The organism is Marinobacter sp. DSM 26671, assembly GCF_900112835.1.
Taxonomy (GTDB): domain Bacteria; phylum Pseudomonadota; class Gammaproteobacteria; order Pseudomonadales; family Oleiphilaceae; genus Marinobacter; species Marinobacter flavimaris.
On record NZ_FONF01000006.1, the window covers coordinates 23,589 to 39,499 of the forward strand.

Here is a 15,911-nt window from a genome sequence, read left to right on the forward strand (position 1 = left end):
AAACGCAGCTAGAAACGCAGCAACGTCACAAGCAGCACGACCAGTCCCACGGCCGTAACCGAGACACTGACGGCCAGCTCACGATGGATCAGACCACTTTGCAGCGCGCGGGCGCGATCCCCCAAAGCCCGCACACCTGCCACCAGGGCGAAGATCAGGCCATCGATGCGGCGCTCGTCGCTGGCGCGCGCCAGCCGCGCCACCGCGAGCCCGGCCTGGCCGACATTGAGGACGGCTGCATACAGGCGACCTTCCAGCCACTCACACCCCCGGGCAACGGCCATTGCTGGCCTCCCGACCCAGACCGTAAGCCCGCCGCCAACGGCAAGTCCGCGTCGTGCCCACGGGTAGACCGGCCCTAGCAGGCGGGGAGCCGGCACGAGCCAGCCCAGGCCCAGCCCACTCGCGGCAGCAAGGAGCCCAAGCAGCACGGCCACTGTGCCTGCGGTGACGGCGGGCAGATCAAGAACTGCCTCGATGGGGCCGAAGGCCAGGCCGAGGGTAGTGGCAGGGACCACCAAACCCCAAATGCCCACGCGCATCCAGGCACTACCAGCAACCGGTCGGGTTTCGCCGGAGCCTCGCCACAGCAGGCGCAAGGCCCGGGCCATATAGCCGCCGGTCAGCAGGGTACCGGCCAGCGCCAGGGGGCCGAGCCAGGCGGCGCCCTGCGCAGACAGGGCGGCGGCGATTACCGCGTCCTTGGAGAAGAACCCGCTCAGTGGCGGAATACCGGCCAGTGCCAGCGCCGCCAACGCAAAGCCGGCAAAAGCCCAGGGTCTGGCGCGGCCAACGCCCTCCAACTGATCGAAACTGGTACCCCCGCGGGCATGCTGGAAGTCGCCGGCGGCAAGAAACAGGGTGCTCTTGATGGCGGCATGGGCGAGCAAATGCAACAGGGCAGCCAGCGGAACCCCGGCGCCGACCGCGACCAGCATCAGGCCATATTGACTGGCAGTGGAAGCCGCGAGCAGGCGTTTGAGATCACGCTCGGCAAGTGCAATAACCCCGGCTGCCACCGTGGTAACGCCGCCGACAAGTCCGACGACGAGCAACACCTCGGGTGTCAGCAGCGGGGCCGAACGGATCAGCAGGATGGCACCCGCCGCCACCAGCGTGGCCGAGTGCAGCAGCGCCGAGACCGGTGTCGGCCCCGCCATCGCGCGCATAAGCCAGTCCTGCAAGGGGACCTGGGCCGACTTACCCATGGCGGCCAGTAGCAACAAAAGCCCCGCGGCGGTCGAGGCACTGCCGCCGGCCTCCAGGGAGGCGGCAATCTCGCCGGTACCGGCCGACCCAATCAGCATAAATACCGCCACGTACAAACCCAGATCGGCGCTACGAGTGTAGAGGAAAGCGCGACCGGCGGCATCCGCGGCCTCGGGTCGCTGGAACCAGAAGCCAATCAGCAGGTAACTGCACAAACCGATCAATTCCCAGGCCGCCAGCAACAGAACCCAGTCGCCGGACAGCACCAGCGCCTGCATGGCAGCCAGGAACAGGGACATTACGGCGTAGAAGCGGCACAGGCCGGACTCCCGCTTCATATAACCAACTGCATAAATCAGCACGAACGTGCCCACGGTGGCCACCGCCACCGCCAGCAGCGCCGTCAGCGGTCCGGCGACCAGTCGAAGTGGCATTTCCGGCAGACCGGGCAGAAGCAGGGTTTCGGCCTGACCGCCGGCGACCCGGGCCAGGAGCCAGAGACTTCCTGCCAGGCTGAGCGTTGCGCCGGCCAGGGCCAGCGCAGGTCCGCCCCGACGCAGTATCAGCACGGCCAAGGCGGCGAGCAGGGGTGGCAGTACCGGCAGCACTACGGTACTCATCCTTTAAGGTCCCCCGCTTCTTCCATCTCTACCGAGCCCCTGGCCCGGAAGCGTGCGATCGCGACGCCGAAGCCGACCGCCATTTCAACCGCCATGACCGTCATTACCACCAGCGCGAACATCTGGCCGGAGTAGCTTTCGGGGTGCAGAAAACGCCAGAAGGCGACCAAGTTCACCAACGCGCCTGCAAGAATCAGCTCCACCCCCATCATGATCATAACCAGATTGGTCTGGGACAACGCGCCATAAACACCAATACCGAACAGGATTGCACCGGTTACAAGCGCCACGATCAGGACGAGAGTCATTCCGTATCCTCCTTGTCAGCACTATTGGCCGTCGTTTGCACCGGTATCGCCACCGCCGTGGCCGCGATCATTGCGGTCAGGATAGTAACGCCGGCGGTTTCGAAGATCAGCATGGAGCGACCCAGCAATTCCATGCCCAGCGCCCGTGTCTGCATCGCCGCATCCGGCGCCTCGGCCGTTACAGGTCCCCAATCGGCCCAAAACGCGACCACTATCGCAACACCGGCAGCGACCACGCCAGCGCCAATTGAAAAGCGCTTCTGGTGGGTCATATCCATGCCCCCCATCCCGCCCGGGTCCATCATGAACATCACCATGAAAATGGCCATGATGCTCATCTCCGTCGCCATCATCATGATCTGCAGCACGCCCAGGAATTCGGTCTGCATCGCCAGGAACATGCAGCCGACGGCAGTCTGAGAAAACAACAGCGCCAGCGCGGAACGCACCATGGACGAGGTGCGAAACACCACCACGCCGAAGCCGATGGCGGCCAGCCCGAAAACGGCAACAAAAAAAGCCTGAGCGTACATTATGGAACCACCAGAACCAGTAAACCGACAACAATGATATTGAGCAGTGCCAGGGGAATCCCCAGGGTCCAGCACCACCGCATCAGATCCGCCTCGCGAATGCGCGGCAGATAGCGACCGGCCAGGAGCATCGACACGGCCACGGCCAGGGTCTTGATCAGGCTCCAGGCCCAGGGAGGCAGCAGCGGCCCATGCCAGCCGCCGAGGTAGAACACCGTGGTCGCGGAAGCCAGCGTGATCACCAGCGTCAGCCTGGCCAGGCGCAACACCGCCAGGCGCACGCCGGTGTATTCCGCGTCCACACCCCCGCCCAGTTCCCCGGGTGCGGTTGGCAGATCAAAAGGCGCACGAAACGCCAGCGCCATGGCGGCAATGAAAAACAGCACGAAACCAAGCGGCTGATAGACAATGTTCCACAAGCCGTCTTGGGAGACCACGATCACCGTGGTCACCAGGGATTCGGCGCGCATCGCCACCGCAGTGATGGGCATGACAATAAGCATGGCGTAGGCGATGAGCTGGCCAAGGAATCGCCAGCCGCCGATCATGGCGTAGGCGCCATTCGGGCCCCAGCCGGCCATGATCAGCGCCACCAGCACATAGGCAAGCGCCGCGTTGATGAACAGCGCACCGGTAGCCAGATCCGCGATCACCAGGGTCGGCGCCAGAGGCAGAACCGCCGCGCCAAGCACCGCGACGATCAGCAGTAGCACCGGCGCCGTCTCGAAAAAGACCCGGTCCGGCGTGCGCGGTACAATGGATTCACGACCGAGGTGCGCCAGGCCGCTGAGTAGGGGCGCGGCCGGACGCAGGCGGCCCGTTGTCGTCCAGCCCTCGACCACGGCGAGCAGCCAGACGCTACCAAGCAACGCAAGCAACACGAAGACGAAGTTCACGAGATCACCTCCCAGGGCGAAAGGTCAAGTGATCCGACCGCCACCAGTGCGTCGCCCAGTTCCCGGCCCTCGACAAGCTTTGCGACCAGGCCGATATGGTGACTGCAGGCGGTGTCCAACCTGTAGGATTTCACCTGGCCGTGTTCCAGAATCAGGCTCAGTTGAGCCTCGCCGCGCGGGGTTTCCACGGTGGCCTCACCGGTGCCTGATCCACGCCCGATGTTTCGCAAAACAGGTAGCCCCGGCTCCCCGGTTGCCTTGATGTAGTCGAGGCTCGTGATGATTTCGTCCAGGCGCTGCCACAGGCGCGCCCAGGCATCTCCGGCGTCGTCAGCAGCGCGCGCCACGGGGCCACTCAGGCCCGCAGTGCCCGATGGCAGTACGCCGATCCCCTTCAATCGCGATTTGAGCAAAGGCGTTCGCCCAAGACGAGCCGCCAATGCCTGCAGAGCGGGCGTCAGTTCCACAAGCCGTTTTCCACTGGCGCGGCGGATCTCCAGTTGCAGGGTTGCGGCACGATCCGTCAACCAGGCGAAGCCGAGCTGGCGCCCCGTTTGCGCCAGCCAACCCAGGTGACTGGCGATGCGCTCACATTCAAGCGCCACAGCCCGGGCCTGATCGGTTGCCGAATCGTTCTCCAGACCAGCCGCCCGCTCGATTGCCAGGCAGGCCAGCAGTCGGTAGCTCACGCTGGCCAGTGGCATGGCCGACGCCAGGCGCTCGATAAAGGTCTCGGCGTCGATCTCCTTGCCTTCTTCACTATCATTGATCATGCCCACCAAGGATGTGGCCTGTCCTTCTGTTACGCCGTCACCGTCAAGAGTCAGCGTCAACTTGAGCCCACCAGGCAGACCGGGGAAAACCGGACCGAACGGCACCTCCATCCAGTCCATCGCCAACCCGTCGGCGCTACGAGGCAGGTCCTTGGTCACTTCAATCATGGACATGAATCCCGAGGCGCCGTGGTCATGCCCACCATGATCATGACCACTATGACCGTGACCTACATGATCATGGCCACTATGACCGTGACCTACATGATCATGGCCACCATGTTCGTGGCTATCATGACCGTGCTCACTGTGATGGTGGCCACTGTGATCATGCCCAGAACCTTTCTCCTCCGCGTCGCCGTCGGACTCATCGTGCTGGTGCTTGTGTCCGTGATCATGATGGTTTTCGTGCGAGTGCTGATGACCCTCGTGCTGCTCATGATCGTGCTCATGCGAATCATGATGGTCATGGCAGTGACCATGATGGTGTTCGTGTTCATGGTGTTCGTGCTGCTGCGCATGATCATGATGCTGGTGTTCGTGCTCATGATGCTGGTGTTCGTGCTCATGATGCTGGTGTTCGTGCTCATGGTGCCGGTGCTCGCGATGATCGTGCCCATGGTCATGCTCGGGGGCCGGCTCCCCTGCCTCCCGGGCGACCAGGTCCATGCCACACTTGGGGCAACTACCCGGCTCGTTCTGGACAACTTCCGGGTGCATGGGGCAGACATACTCGATTCTGGCGTGCAGAACAGGGGCGTCGAAATCCTCGGGGGAGTCTGAGAATGCGCCCTTGGCCAGCGCGCGCTTCAACCAGTCAACCGCGTCGATCAGACCGGCTTGCGAAACACCCGCGGAAAAATCAGGGTCCGGTAGCGTTGACGGCGTCTGTCCGCCCAAAATGACAATGGCTCGCGGCCTCGGCATCTGCGCATAGAGCACCGCCACGGCCTCGTTCATTTTCTCTGAAAGCTCGCCGATAATCAGGAGCATGCTCGCATCGCGAGGTGTCGCGGTGATGCGCATACCTGCCGCTGTCACATCCAGGCCATGGGACAGTGCCACTTCAGGCCCCGGGACGATCAGGCAGCTCAGGTTGCCCGCGAGGGCCCGGGAAACCCACTTCTGAAGTACCGTGAACCGCTCCTGCCACTGGCGCGCGCCCGTAATGGTCATTGTCGGGTCAGAAGTCATTGCCGCCTCAATGCCCCCTGACTCCAGCCGTAGAGCAAACCAAGAAAGAGAATGGCAAGGAACACCCCCATGTCATACAAAGCAACCAGCCCTACTTCCCTGTATACAACTGCCCAGGGGTACATAAATGCCATTTCCATGTCGAAGGCCAGAAAGAGCAGCGCGTAGCCGTAGTACCGTGCGTGATAGCGGCCCCAGACCGGGTCCCGTGACAACACTCCGGAACTCGCTGGCACGTCCTTGCCCGGCTCCCGACGCGTCGGGCCCATGGCACGGGCAATCCCAAACAGGGCCAAAACCGTAGCTGCGATGCCAAGCACCAAGGCAAGCAGCAGACCGTACTGCTCCAAAATACTCATCATCCAATCCTCAAGTCGCGCAACGGAGTCTGCACTCCGATAGCGTTCTCCAGAGACAAGATCAATATGCCCTTAACTCGCTTCTTGGTTCCGCATGGGCGAACCGTACTTCCCGAGCAAACAGAGGCTAAAAACTCACCCTCAGATATCCTTACTCCAGTCCATGATGCTTCCCTTCATATACCTTGACGTTCCTTATCTTGCCTCCCTCATTGAGCAATTCGAAATCATTTCCAGACAAAGGCTTTATCTTGTTACAGGAATAGTCGCGACCATAGACAGATGTGCAAAATTTACCGTCTTTGACCTCCCATCTTCCGATATAGTGGGTAAGGTTTCCCTGCTGTTCGCGATATTTGGTCATTCCATAGATCGAACCATCAGGATCATAGTACTCATGAAAAGTTCGAGTGCGAAAATTGTCCTGAGCATCTCGGAATTCCATTTGCACCGTGTTTCCGACGACAACATCTGCGACATCTCCGCCAGAAAGAACTTCTTCAGCGTGCAAAAATGGCGCTTGCAAAAAAGTCAAAAATACGAAGAGTTTAAAATTTATTGCTTTCATCTGGTTATCTCCCAGTTTCTTTCAATTATTGTGATCACACGAACAACAGCCTTAAGTCGTATCGTAGGATTGTGAAGAAAGCTCAATGTATCAATTGCATTACAACAGTCCACTTATTTTCCACTCCGCTCAACTGGCCAGTCACTAAAAGCGATGAAGTAGAGCAAAACCAGATTGACGATGGGGATAAGTATCAAGACCCCCATCCAACCCGGATAGCCCGTGCGCTGGCAAATACGCCAGGCCGGGATGACGACTACGATGGCAATCACCAGCATCCACAGCCAGTGCCCGGCCCACATGGTGTTGCCAAACATGTTTTCCCCCATCGTGATACTGCCCTCCATGTTGAATTCCGATTACTGGTGACCGTGAGCATGGGATTCCTCGTGGCCGTTTTTTTCGGCTGCTGCAGCCCTTTTCAGGAAAAGCTGCCCGGATACCGCGATCACGATCATCGTGACAACCGCCACGCCAATGACAAACGGGTCGGTATTCAGTTTGACCCAGACAAAGCCGCCCAGCACGAGCAAATCCAGACCGATGGCCGTTGCCGGCACCCACGCCCTGGCCTTCACATCGTCGCGCAGGTAGCGAAGCACGCCCCAATGGATGGCAATGTCCATAACCAGGTAGAACACGATACCCAGGGCGGCAATCCGGGAGAGGTCAAAGAAGGCTGTCAGAGCCAGCCCCAGGACCACAGTGTAGACCAGCGTGTGCTTCTGGATGCTGCCCGGCATACCAAAATGACGGTGAGGGACCAGTTTCATTTCAGTCAGCATGGCAAGCATGCGCGAGACAGCAAAAATGCTGGCCAGAATGCCACCCGCGGTGGCCGTCATGGCAATGGCGACCGTGAACCAGAGGCCATAATCCCCCAGCGCCGGACGCGCGGCAGCCGCAAGGGAGTAATCCTGGGTCTTGATGATTTCCGCCAGGGACAGGTTGCTGGCCACGGCAAAACCGACCAGGGTGTAGATCACCACGCAGGCCGCGATGGAAATAATGATTGCTCGCCCCACATTCCGCTTAGGATCTATGACTTCGGAACCACTGTTAGTGATAGTGGTGAAGCCTTTGAAGGCAAGTATTCCAAGTGCCGTCGCACCCAGGAAATTGCCTGCGGTTCCGGCCTCGCCCGGGCTTGAGAAATCCACCGCCAGGCTGTCGGCAATCCAGACGCCCACCAGCCCGAAAACCAGTATACCGCCGATTTTCAGAAACCCGATAAAGGAAGCCACGCCCTGAATCATCCGGTTACCGAGCAGATTGGTCAGAAACGCCGCCAGGATCAGCGACACACCCAGAATGGACACCATGCGACCACTTTCATCACCACCGAACAGTTGCATGGTGTAGGAACCGAAAGTACGCGCGAGGAAGCTCTGGGCGATCACCATCGAGAAATACATCAGCAAGGCGTTGAACGCGGTCGGCAGCCGATTGCCATAGGCTTTGTAAAGGTACATGCCAATGCCCCCGGCTGACGGCCAGGCATTGGAAATCTTGACGTAGGAATAAGAACTGAAGCTGACGATCACCGCGGCCGCCAGAAACGCCAACGGGAAAAGAACCCCCGTCATCTGCGCCATTTGCCCGGTAAGGGCAAAGATACCGGCGCCGATCATGACGCCGGTACCCAGCATAACGGTTCCCGTGAGGGTGAGACTGCCTTCCTTGTAGCGAGTAGTTCTGTCCTGCTCCGTGCTCATCTAACCTCCAGCTATTTTCGTTTCATGGGCGGGATCTTTGAACAGCAAAACGGATCAAGTTTGGCATTGGCACGTACGTTATCATCTGTAAACCGGTACCACGCCAGTTTCCGTTTAGTCCACCACCCCCCCTTCAACCGACCGCCATGTGCTTCAATCGCCTCCAGCAACTCATCGGTGGACCAATGGGTTCCATCGAAGGTGACTTGCAGTTGGTTATTTGCCTTGCGTTCGGCAAAATCTACACAGGGATGATGGTTGAGTTCGTGAATAAAATCAAACCATTCGCCCTCTTCAATACCTTCAACGGCAAGTTTTCGGCGCAGCAGAAACTGCTCTTGGTTCGATGCTTTGTGTGCTTTAGTCATGGGAGAAACCTCTTAGCCTTATCATCTCCCCTCTATGACAACATGCGGACCTGAACTGCGACTGAAAATCAGTGAGGGCTTTCGATGAAATTGATGTACATCATAAAATAGAGCCAGGGCAACCCCTGGCTCCTTATTCATTCCGATCAGAACGAGATGCGGGCACCGACGACTGCGAACCAGTCTTCTGTGCCACCGCCTTCGGCTTTAGCGAGATCTGCGGTATCACCGTACTTGCGCTCATGCACCACGCCCACGTAAGGCGAGAATGCGCGATCGATCAGGTCATAGCGTAACCGGAGCCCAGTTTCGGTGGAAACCAAGCCTTTGCCCACGCCAATTTCCTCATCCTCGCTGAATGCTACCGTCGCATCCAGGGTTGCAGACAGGATCCAGTAATTGGTGAAAAGCAGCTCGTATTCCGCGTCGATTTCGGCAGACGTATCACCATCCTTGCTGGCATACAGGTTGGCATCGACTTCAAACCATTGTGGGGCAAGCCCAGCGACACCCAGCACGGCATAAGTGCGATCCGGCCCTTCAGGGGTGTCGAAGCGAACACCCGCTTTGGCGTCGAAGAACTTGGAGATGGGGATCTGGCCGACCAACTGGTTTTCCAGTGTTTCGTAGGCCTGTTCCTCTATCTCGTATTCCCCGGTTGTGAGCAGCCGGACTTTGAACTCGTCGGTGCCATAGAAGGCATCCGCATTCCAGACGCCCAGTTCCTCATCATCATCGCTGTATCGGTACTCAAACTCCTCAAATTGAACACCCCAGGCTGTGAGCGGTTGTTTACGAGCGGTGGTATCGGAAATCATTTCCTGAGCTATCACCGTCGTTGAGAAACCAATAGAGGCAAGGAAACTGACTGCGGCAAGTGATCGAATACAGCTCATGCCTCACCTCCATCTTCAGCAACAACGCCTGTCTTGGCCTGCGTGGACTCAGGGCCACCCTCAACAATCACCTTGCGGAACATCCCGGCAGCCGCATGGTAAGAAAGATGGCAATGGAACGCCCATTGGCCTGGCTCGTCAACCTCGGTTTCCATGTACACCGTAGTGCCCGGGTTCACGCTAACGGTGTGTTTGATCGGGTTCCACTGACCTGCGCCAACATCAAGGATGGACCACATACCGTGCAGGTGCATGGGATGAGTCATCATGGTTTCGTTCACAAACTTGAAACGGACCCGTTCACCATATTTGAGACGAATGGGATCCGCGTCTTCGTATTTAACACCGTTGATACTCCACGTGTAGCGCTCCATATTGCCGGTCAAACGAAGCTCGATCTCCCGAGTCGGTTCGCGGTCTTCGTACAACGGGTCCTGAGCCTTCAGATCAGCATAGGACAGGAACTTGCCACCATTGGCCGCCGTCGGCACAAGGCCACTGCCCTTGGCATAGAAGGGATCGCTGGGACCGCCTTTTCCCATCGCCATGGAACCATGGTCCATGCCGGACATGTCAGAGTGATCCATTCCTTTCATGTTGGAGTGATCCATTCCTTTCATATTCGAATGGTCCATGCTGCCCATGTTTGAGTGGTCCATTCCGGACACACCTTCTGAGCTGCCCATATCCATGTTTCCATGATCCATGCCTGCCATGCTGCCATGGTCCATACCGGGCATACCGCCCATATCCGCCATGGTCAGTCGGGCAGCTTCACGCAGTTGCGGCACGGCCGCTTCCATACCCTCTTCGGGGGCCAGTGTTGCCCTCGCATAACCGGAACGCCCCATGGATTCGGCGAAGATTGTGTAAGCCTGCTCGTCCTTCGGGCGTACTATCACGTCGTAGGTTTCCGCCACACCGATCCGGAATTCATCGACACTGACCGGCTGAACGTTGTTGCCATCGGCCTGAACGACTGTCATATCCAGACCGGGAATCCGGATATCAAAATAGGTCATCGCCGAGGAGTTGATGAAGCGCAGCCGGATGCGTTCGCCGGGCTCAAAGATTCCGGTCCAGTTTTGGTCCGGTCCTTTACCGTTGATCAGGCCCGTAAAGCCCTGCAGATCCTCAACGTCCGCTTTCATCATGCGCATATCGCCCCATGCCATCCGATCTCGGACAGTATTCATCAGACCGTTTCGGACACGTCCGAGAAAAACTCGCCCACGGTTTGCTGCTCACGGTTGTAATAGTCCGGCATCATTTTCAGGTTGCGCATGATGCGGTCACCGGAATGTGGGTGTTTATCGGTCAGCTGCACTACGTATTCACGATCGTAGCGGAACGGTTCACGGCCTTCGGGCTCAATGACAATGGCGCCATAGGCTCCGTCTGGTTCCTGAAAACCAGAGTGGCTGTGGAACCAGTAAGTGCCTGCCTGCTGGATAGGAAATTCATAGGTGAATGTTTCACCCGGCTTGATACCTGGAAAACTGATACCGGGTACACCATCCTGGTCGAAGGGAAGAATCAGGCCGTGCCAGTGGATCGAGGTCATCTCGTCCAGGTTGTTGGTCACGTTGATTTTGACGTTTTCACCTTCCTTGAAGCGCATCACCGGTCCAGGAGATGCGCCGTTGTAGCCTATACCTTCTTTCACAAAATCGCCGGTATCAATTTTAACCCGGTCAACCGTAAGGTCGTACTCACCGGCCATAACCATGGCCGGCATCAGCAGGGTCAAAAGCCCTGTCAAAAGGCGTATCTTCATCTGTTTTATTCCCAACTGCACTTCATTGGAGTTAGGCTGGAAAGCCTTCACCAGCCCTTGCAATCGTGCGGCGCTCAGCACACTGTATTATTCGAAATTTACGTCACCGTACATTCCTGACTGGTAATGGCCCGGCACGTTACAGGCAAATTCGATATTGCCTTTATCAGAGAACTTCCAGACAACTTCCTTGCTCTGCCCGGGTTCCAGTAAGACGCTGTTGGGATCGTCGTGTTTCATGGAATGACCATTGCCCATATCCATGTTCATCATGTCGTGGTTCAGCTTGCCGCCCTGAATCACGCCATGCTCAACCATCATCATCATTTCTTTTTGATGGCTCTCGTGCATGGCGGGGGTGCCAATGTTGAACTCATGGACAAGACTGCCCTTATTCTCCACCACAAATCTCACGGTTTCACCAGGCTTCACAGTTATTTCTTCCGGCTCATAGTAGTTGTCGTACATTTCCACGGTGATGGTGCGAGCAACCTCGGAGGCCTTGCCGGGCTCTCCGCTGCTAGCCCCGTGCCCGCCACCGTGGGCTCCTGCTGCAAAAGCACCCGCTGACATTGAAAAGGCCACACCCGCTACCAACAACTTTGATACATTCATACCATCTTCTCCTGTGAAATCGTTCAGCAACAATTAATTGTATTTTCAGGACACTTGATCAATGTCCAGAATCGTTACATAAGATCGCTTACCAACCTGAATTCTTACTGAAAATTCAAAAAAATTTATTTAGGCTGAATTCAGGACTACTAAAGACATTACGTTGAATTCACAGTCGCCGCTCAGCAAAAAGGAAAAAAAATGCGTTTACTACTGGTTGAAGACGATCAGATGCTCTCAAACAGCCTTTTGCATCAACTTGAAAAATCGGGGTTCAGCGTGGACCCTGCGTATACGGCAAAAGAAGCAATAACTCTGGGTGAACAGGAAGATTATCGGGTCAGCATCTTGGATCTGGGGCTGCCCGACGGCAACGGTTTAGATGTTTTAAAAAAGTGGCGCGCAAAGAACATTGCCTTTCCCGTACTAATCCTGACAGCGCGAGATGACTGGCATGATAAAGTGGCTGGACTAAAGGCAGGGGCAGACGACTACCTCGCAAAACCTTTCCAGACCGAAGAGTTAATTGCACGGCTGAATGCTATTGTTCGCAGGAGCGAAGGGAGAACACATTCATTGGTTAAGGCAGGCCGCTTTGTGCTGGATGAAAATCGTCAATGCTTGTCGGTGGACGATGGAACTGAACATCCACTTACCGGCACAGAGTTTCGTCTTCTGCGCTGCCTGATGAGTAAGCCGGGCCATGTCTTTTCAAAAGACCAACTGCTAGAGCAGCTTTACAGTCTCGAAGATAGCCCAAGCGCGAACGTTATCGAGGCATATATTCGGAGGCTGCGAAGACTGGTGGGAAATTCCACAATCTCAACCCGACGTGGCCAAGGCTATATGTTCAATGACAACGTTTAAGAAACCTGCCTCTGTAAAAGGCACCCTGCTTGTAATACTGCTGCCCGCAGGTGTTGCCTTGATGGCAATAGCCTGGTTTGCACATGGTGCTCTGCTCGAAAGAATGTCCCGTGAATTTGTCACGGACAGGCTGAAAGAGGAGGTTTCGTTTTTAGAGCATCAGATTCGGGACAGTGACGGAGCCTTCGACGGACTCAAGACGGGCGATTACTTTCAGCGCGTATTCCACCATGCTTTTGTTCAACACTCCGATTCCAGGACCATCATTTCGCCAGAATCATGGAAACCGCTACTATCGCCGCTCATCAAATCGGAAAAAGAGGGCACGATTCGGGTCGAAAATTCTGAAATAGCAGGGGCCCCAACGGACATATTGGCATATCGGAGTTCCTTCATCGCAAACGAAAAACCGTTTGTTGTTATCGTTGCAGAAGACCTCGGCGCATTGAAGAATAGCCAGGCAGAGCTACATGCATGGACGGCAATCGCATCTCTTTTACTTATCTCGCTATTGGTTTGTGCAATCTGGCTCGGCGTCAATTTGTCCATGCATTCTGTCACACGACTCAAGGCGTCACTGAAAAGACTCCAGGATGGGAGCGTCTCGCGTATAGATATGACTGCCCCCGAGGAGTTCCACCCTCTCGTCGAACAGTTGAACCAGCTGCTTGACTCACTTGATCAACGATTGGAGCGCTCGAGGAATGCGCTGGCAAACCTATCCCACAGCGTTAAAACTCCGATTGCGTCTGTCCAACAAATTCTCAGCGACACTTCTACGCCGCTAGATAGCGAGTTAAGGCAGCAAATAGCTGCGCGTCTCGGGGATATTGACAAACAACTTGAAGCTGAAATGCGCCGCAGCCGGTTTGCTGGGCCGCAGGTAGGAAAAAGCTGCTATCCAGTAGAAAAAGCACGGGACCTTCTGTGGATGATGGGAAGACTATACCCGGCAAAATCATTTGAGTTATCAAGTTCTCTCCCAGAGAATAGCCGTTGGCCAATTGTAGAATACGACCTATCTGAAATACTGGGGATCGTGCTGGACAATGCGGGGAAGTGGTCACATAGAGAGGTGGAGCTAATATTGGAACAATGCGGCCCCTCAAAACGAATTGTCGTGACAGACGATGGTCCCGGCGTTGAGGAAGCTGAATTGAGCAAGCTTGGTCAACGAGGATTAAGGCTGGACGAACAGACTCCGGGCCACGGGCTCGGCCTTGCAATCGTTCAAGACATTGTTAGCCGGTATGGCGCAAAGATTGTCTTTTCCAATCGCCCACGAGGTGGATTAAAGGTCACGATTGAATTTTGAATTCACGGAAGTTAAAGAGCGGGTTGTCGCGTCTGAAAACTCTGATAACTCTACCCTTAGCAAGAACCAACGCAGTCAAACAAGTACGATTTGCCACATAACCGCACTGGCCTGACGGTGGCAACCATTCAGCTGGACGATGCTTCACTCCTAGGAAGCGACAACGATTGACCGAAGGTCGGTGTTTCCAGTTTGCAGCCCAAAGAGGCTGAGAAGTTTATTGACCATTTTCGATTGCAGCAAGCTGACGTAGGCCTCAGAGTAGAGCAGGCGACGCCTGCTTGGCTGCGTACTATCTTTAACGTGATTTGGACGGGAAAGATCGACTATCCATGGCTATTAGCTTTTATGAAAAAGGGGAGCTGACCTCTGGCTTCCACGGTTGGCGAGTTGTTGCCACCATCCGAGGCAAACGCTATCAGAAGTATTTCTCTCTTAAGAGGCCGAACAACAGAATTACTCAAGAACTCTGGTACCAGTATCAAGAGACCAGGGCCAAGTACTATGAGGCCCGTTACATGGCCCGCTCCGCAGCACTTCAATATCTGGATTTCATTGGAAAAGACCATCCCTCAACCCTCCCCTGTCGCGGTGTTGGCTTCCAGGGCATCACGCTTGGCATCGGAAGCGGGAAAAGTGCTGCACAGGAAACCTGCTATTTCTCCGTAAACAAACGAGGAGCTGCTAACAAATTCTACATAGATGAGCGGGCATCTCTATCTCAGGCCTGGGAGCATGCCGTAAAACATTGGGGAGAAGTGTTCAATATCCGACCCAAAGACATAGCTAAAAAGCTCGAACAGGTTCCCAGTCCTGATCAGTTCAAATCGCTTCGAAAACAACTGAACAATCACGAGGGCTGCGACTATCAAGCCAGCGTCCTCCATCATGTTTACGCCGAACAACGTAGCCAGCTGGAAAAACATAAGGCTAAGGCAACCACCAGAGGAACGCTCAACGAGGATGATCTTCTGGCAATGTACGCGAACCTAGAGCGCCAGGTGTCAGAGTTTCGGAATTAGATCTATTCAGTGTCTTGGCCGAAGGACCGGCCCAGCGCGTCCGGTTTAGACGAAAAAACCCTGACCATTGGCTGTCGTCCTTCCACGACGCCAACAATTCTGTCATGTCCGATGAAAGCCCCTACCATGTAGACACCGGGGCCAAGCCGTTTGTAGGGCTCAAGAATCATCGTTCGCCAAGCTTCGATATCCAATAGAACCGACTTTAACTCTAGAACTAATCGTAGAATCCTGCGGTCCGCCACGCCGAGCCAATGAGAAAGCTCAATATTATCTTCTGTAACGATGCCGACGGTTTCCATTGACGCAAACGCTTGAAGGGTGGCGTAGTCATATTGTGTCGGCGACGAAACTCCGTCCTCAGCTCGCTAATCCCGTTCACGTGGATTTCCAACTAGTAAGGTCAGAAGGCAAATACCGTAACCTTTCCAAAGGCAATGCGGACAGTAACCGATGCTCATTGAGAGTGATGGAACACCTCTGACCCAAAACTGAATATTCGAACATTATTCTGATAATCCTGATTGACTAGGTCAAGATTGGGTCGATCAAAGGGTGCGAATTGTCACAAGCGGGGGTGGTGCCAAGTCTCTCCTTGGCGCGTCACACCACTGGGCAGGTGTCGCGTTTGCCTAGCATCCGTGCCGGCGTTGAGTCCCGGTCGTCCTGACCAGCTGACTCGGCCCCAACCCTATCATTGTCAATGCAGGATTCGTGTGAGATATATCTTAAAGCTGCGTAGGATCCTGAATTGGGCGTGGCGGCGACTGTCCGACCAGGGATGAGGAGGATTAACAATCAACCTGTTTCGCAAGGTAGGCTCTACCGACCTTCTTTGCATATCGAGTCTAATCTACCGACATATGCCTGAAGTCG

General features: G+C 55.9%; 17 protein-coding genes and 2 pseudogenes. 4 read left to right on the top strand and 15 right to left on the bottom strand.

Features of this window, described 5'->3' with window-relative positions:
* Positions 1 to 8: 8 nt before the first annotated feature.
* From BM035_RS08240 to BM035_RS08260, 5 genes are read right to left on the bottom strand one after another with little or no spacing between them, the layout of a single operon-like run.
* A complete protein-coding gene (locus tag BM035_RS08240) occupies positions 9 to 1,829 on the bottom strand; it encodes an NADH-quinone oxidoreductase subunit 5 family protein (RefSeq protein ID WP_092031091.1) in 1,821 nt (606 codons plus the stop codon).
* Positions 1,826 to 2,137, bottom strand: a complete 312-nt coding sequence (nuoK, locus tag BM035_RS08245) for an NADH-quinone oxidoreductase subunit NuoK (RefSeq protein WP_092031092.1) — start codon at positions 2,135 to 2,137, stop codon at positions 1,826 to 1,828. Before nuoK ends, BM035_RS08240 begins: the two co-directional genes overlap by 4 nt.
* Positions 2,134 to 2,670 (bottom strand): NADH-quinone oxidoreductase subunit J family protein, encoded by a 537-nt coding sequence (locus BM035_RS08250; protein ID WP_092031094.1) that lies wholly within the window; start codon positions 2,668 to 2,670, stop codon positions 2,134 to 2,136. The genes nuoK and BM035_RS08250 overlap by 4 nt, the downstream gene beginning before the upstream one ends.
* Complete coding sequence (locus BM035_RS08255; protein WP_092031095.1) at positions 2,670 to 3,566, bottom strand: complex I subunit 1/NuoH family protein; 897 nt, start codon at positions 3,564 to 3,566, stop codon at positions 2,670 to 2,672. Before BM035_RS08255 ends, BM035_RS08250 begins: the two co-directional genes overlap by 1 nt.
* Positions 3,563 to 4,507: a Ni Fe-hydrogenase III large subunit gene (locus tag BM035_RS08260; RefSeq protein ID WP_092031097.1), complete on the bottom strand. Its 945-nt coding sequence runs from the start codon at positions 4,505 to 4,507 to the stop codon at positions 3,563 to 3,565. The genes BM035_RS08255 and BM035_RS08260 overlap by 4 nt, the downstream gene beginning before the upstream one ends.
* A gap of 27 nt (positions 4,508 to 4,534) precedes the next feature.
* Here BM035_RS08260 and BM035_RS23180 point away from each other — a divergent pair, with 27 nt between their 5' ends.
* Entirely contained in the window at positions 4,535 to 5,122 is a 588-nt protein-coding gene (locus BM035_RS23180; protein WP_092031099.1) for a hypothetical protein, read from the top strand.
* On the opposite strand, the pseudogene BM035_RS23185 reads toward BM035_RS23180, so the two are convergent.
* The 9 genes and pseudogenes from BM035_RS23185 to BM035_RS08305 all read right to left on the bottom strand — a co-directional run.
* A pseudogene (locus BM035_RS23185) lies at positions 5,030 to 5,533 on the bottom strand (hypothetical protein); the annotation flags it as partial. The gene BM035_RS23180 and the pseudogene BM035_RS23185 sit on opposite strands and share 93 nt — an antisense overlap.
* The gene (locus BM035_RS08270) at positions 5,530 to 5,895 is read right to left on the bottom strand and encodes an NADH-quinone oxidoreductase subunit A (RefSeq protein ID WP_199452674.1); all 366 of its coding nucleotides are present in this window, start codon (positions 5,893 to 5,895) and stop codon (positions 5,530 to 5,532) included. The gene BM035_RS08270 and the pseudogene BM035_RS23185, both read right to left, overlap by 4 nt.
* Positions 5,896 to 6,043: 148 nt before the next feature.
* Positions 6,044 to 6,460, bottom strand: a complete 417-nt coding sequence (locus BM035_RS22300) for a hypothetical protein (RefSeq protein WP_139216027.1) — start codon at positions 6,458 to 6,460, stop codon at positions 6,044 to 6,046.
* Between the two features lie 113 nt (positions 6,461 to 6,573).
* A complete protein-coding gene (locus BM035_RS08280; RefSeq protein WP_008169431.1) occupies positions 6,574 to 6,807 on the bottom strand; it encodes a hypothetical protein in 234 nt (77 codons plus the stop codon).
* 12 nt (positions 6,808 to 6,819) lie between these two features.
* Complete coding sequence (locus BM035_RS08285; protein ID WP_075267639.1) at positions 6,820 to 8,175, bottom strand: APC family permease; 1,356 nt, start codon at positions 8,173 to 8,175, stop codon at positions 6,820 to 6,822.
* Between the two features lie 11 nt (positions 8,176 to 8,186).
* Positions 8,187 to 8,543: a hypothetical protein gene (locus tag BM035_RS08290; protein ID WP_092031100.1), complete on the bottom strand. Its 357-nt coding sequence runs from the start codon at positions 8,541 to 8,543 to the stop codon at positions 8,187 to 8,189.
* A 146-nt stretch (positions 8,544 to 8,689) separates the two neighbouring features.
* The gene (locus BM035_RS08295; RefSeq protein ID WP_092031102.1) at positions 8,690 to 9,439 is read right to left on the bottom strand and encodes a copper resistance protein B; all 750 of its coding nucleotides are present in this window, start codon (positions 9,437 to 9,439) and stop codon (positions 8,690 to 8,692) included.
* Positions 9,436 to 11,216, bottom strand: a pseudogene (locus BM035_RS23125) (copper resistance system multicopper oxidase). Before BM035_RS23125 ends, BM035_RS08295 begins: the two are co-directional and overlap by 4 nt.
* A gap of 87 nt (positions 11,217 to 11,303) precedes the next feature.
* Positions 11,304 to 11,831, bottom strand: a complete 528-nt coding sequence (locus BM035_RS08305; RefSeq protein ID WP_092031103.1) for a cupredoxin domain-containing protein — start codon at positions 11,829 to 11,831, stop codon at positions 11,304 to 11,306.
* 201 nt (positions 11,832 to 12,032) lie between these two features.
* Between BM035_RS08305 and BM035_RS08310 the strand changes: the two genes are divergently transcribed.
* The 3 genes from BM035_RS08310 (at position 12,033) to BM035_RS08320 (ending at position 15,035) form a co-directional block, all read left to right on the top strand.
* Positions 12,033 to 12,698, top strand: a complete 666-nt coding sequence (locus tag BM035_RS08310) for a response regulator transcription factor (RefSeq protein WP_053113967.1) — start codon at positions 12,033 to 12,035, stop codon at positions 12,696 to 12,698.
* Positions 12,685 to 14,013: an ATP-binding protein gene (locus BM035_RS08315; RefSeq protein ID WP_092031105.1), complete on the top strand. Its 1,329-nt coding sequence runs from the start codon at positions 12,685 to 12,687 to the stop codon at positions 14,011 to 14,013. The genes BM035_RS08310 and BM035_RS08315 overlap by 14 nt, the downstream gene beginning before the upstream one ends.
* 332 nt (positions 14,014 to 14,345) lie before the next feature.
* The gene (locus BM035_RS08320) at positions 14,346 to 15,035 is read left to right on the top strand and encodes a hypothetical protein (protein WP_053113969.1); all 690 of its coding nucleotides are present in this window, start codon (positions 14,346 to 14,348) and stop codon (positions 15,033 to 15,035) included.
* 2 nt (positions 15,036 to 15,037) lie between these two features.
* Here BM035_RS08320 and BM035_RS22765 read toward each other — a convergent pair whose 3' ends face one another.
* Positions 15,038 to 15,337 carry a hypothetical protein gene (locus BM035_RS22765; protein ID WP_008169415.1) on the bottom strand — a complete coding sequence of 100 codons (300 nt, stop codon included), beginning with the start codon at positions 15,335 to 15,337 and terminating at the stop codon, positions 15,038 to 15,040.
* Positions 15,338 to 15,911: the final 574 nt, after the last annotated feature.

Bases quoted from the DNA above. Each gene is read 5' to 3' on its own strand.
- BM035_RS22300 (WP_139216027.1), bottom strand. From the start codon at position 6,460: ATGAAAGCAATAAATTTTAAACTCTTCGTATTTTTGACTTTTTTGCAA.
- BM035_RS08320 (WP_053113969.1), top strand. From the start codon at position 14,346: ATGGCTATTAGCTTTTATGAAAAAGGGGAGCTGACCTCTGGCTTCCAC.
- BM035_RS08285 (WP_075267639.1), bottom strand. From the start codon at position 8,175: ATGAGCACGGAGCAGGACAGAACTACTCGCTACAAGGAAGGCAGTCTC.
- BM035_RS08270 (WP_199452674.1), bottom strand. From the start codon at position 5,895: ATGATGAGTATTTTGGAGCAGTACGGTCTGCTGCTTGCCTTGGTGCTT.
- BM035_RS08295 (WP_092031102.1), bottom strand. From the start codon at position 9,439: ATGAGCTGTATTCGATCACTTGCCGCAGTCAGTTTCCTTGCCTCTATT.
- BM035_RS08315 (WP_092031105.1), top strand. From the start codon at position 12,685: ATGACAACGTTTAAGAAACCTGCCTCTGTAAAAGGCACCCTGCTTGTA.
- BM035_RS23180 (WP_092031099.1), top strand. From the start codon at position 4,535: ATGCCCACCATGATCATGACCACTATGACCGTGACCTACATGATCATG.
- BM035_RS08240 (WP_092031091.1), bottom strand. From the start codon at position 1,829: ATGAGTACCGTAGTGCTGCCGGTACTGCCACCCCTGCTCGCCGCCTTG.
- BM035_RS08310 (WP_053113967.1), top strand. From the start codon at position 12,033: ATGCGTTTACTACTGGTTGAAGACGATCAGATGCTCTCAAACAGCCTT.
- BM035_RS08250 (WP_092031094.1), bottom strand. From the start codon at position 2,670: ATGTACGCTCAGGCTTTTTTTGTTGCCGTTTTCGGGCTGGCCGCCATC.
- BM035_RS08280 (WP_008169431.1), bottom strand. From the start codon at position 6,807: ATGGAGGGCAGTATCACGATGGGGGAAAACATGTTTGGCAACACCATG.
- BM035_RS22765 (WP_008169415.1), bottom strand. From the start codon at position 15,337: ATGGAAACCGTCGGCATCGTTACAGAAGATAATATTGAGCTTTCTCAT.
- BM035_RS08260 (WP_092031097.1), bottom strand. From the start codon at position 4,507: ATGATTGAAGTGACCAAGGACCTGCCTCGTAGCGCCGACGGGTTGGCG.
- BM035_RS08290 (WP_092031100.1), bottom strand. From the start codon at position 8,543: ATGACTAAAGCACACAAAGCATCGAACCAAGAGCAGTTTCTGCTGCGC.
- nuoK (WP_092031092.1), bottom strand. From the start codon at position 2,137: ATGACTCTCGTCCTGATCGTGGCGCTTGTAACCGGTGCAATCCTGTTC.
- BM035_RS08305 (WP_092031103.1), bottom strand. From the start codon at position 11,831: ATGAATGTATCAAAGTTGTTGGTAGCGGGTGTGGCCTTTTCAATGTCA.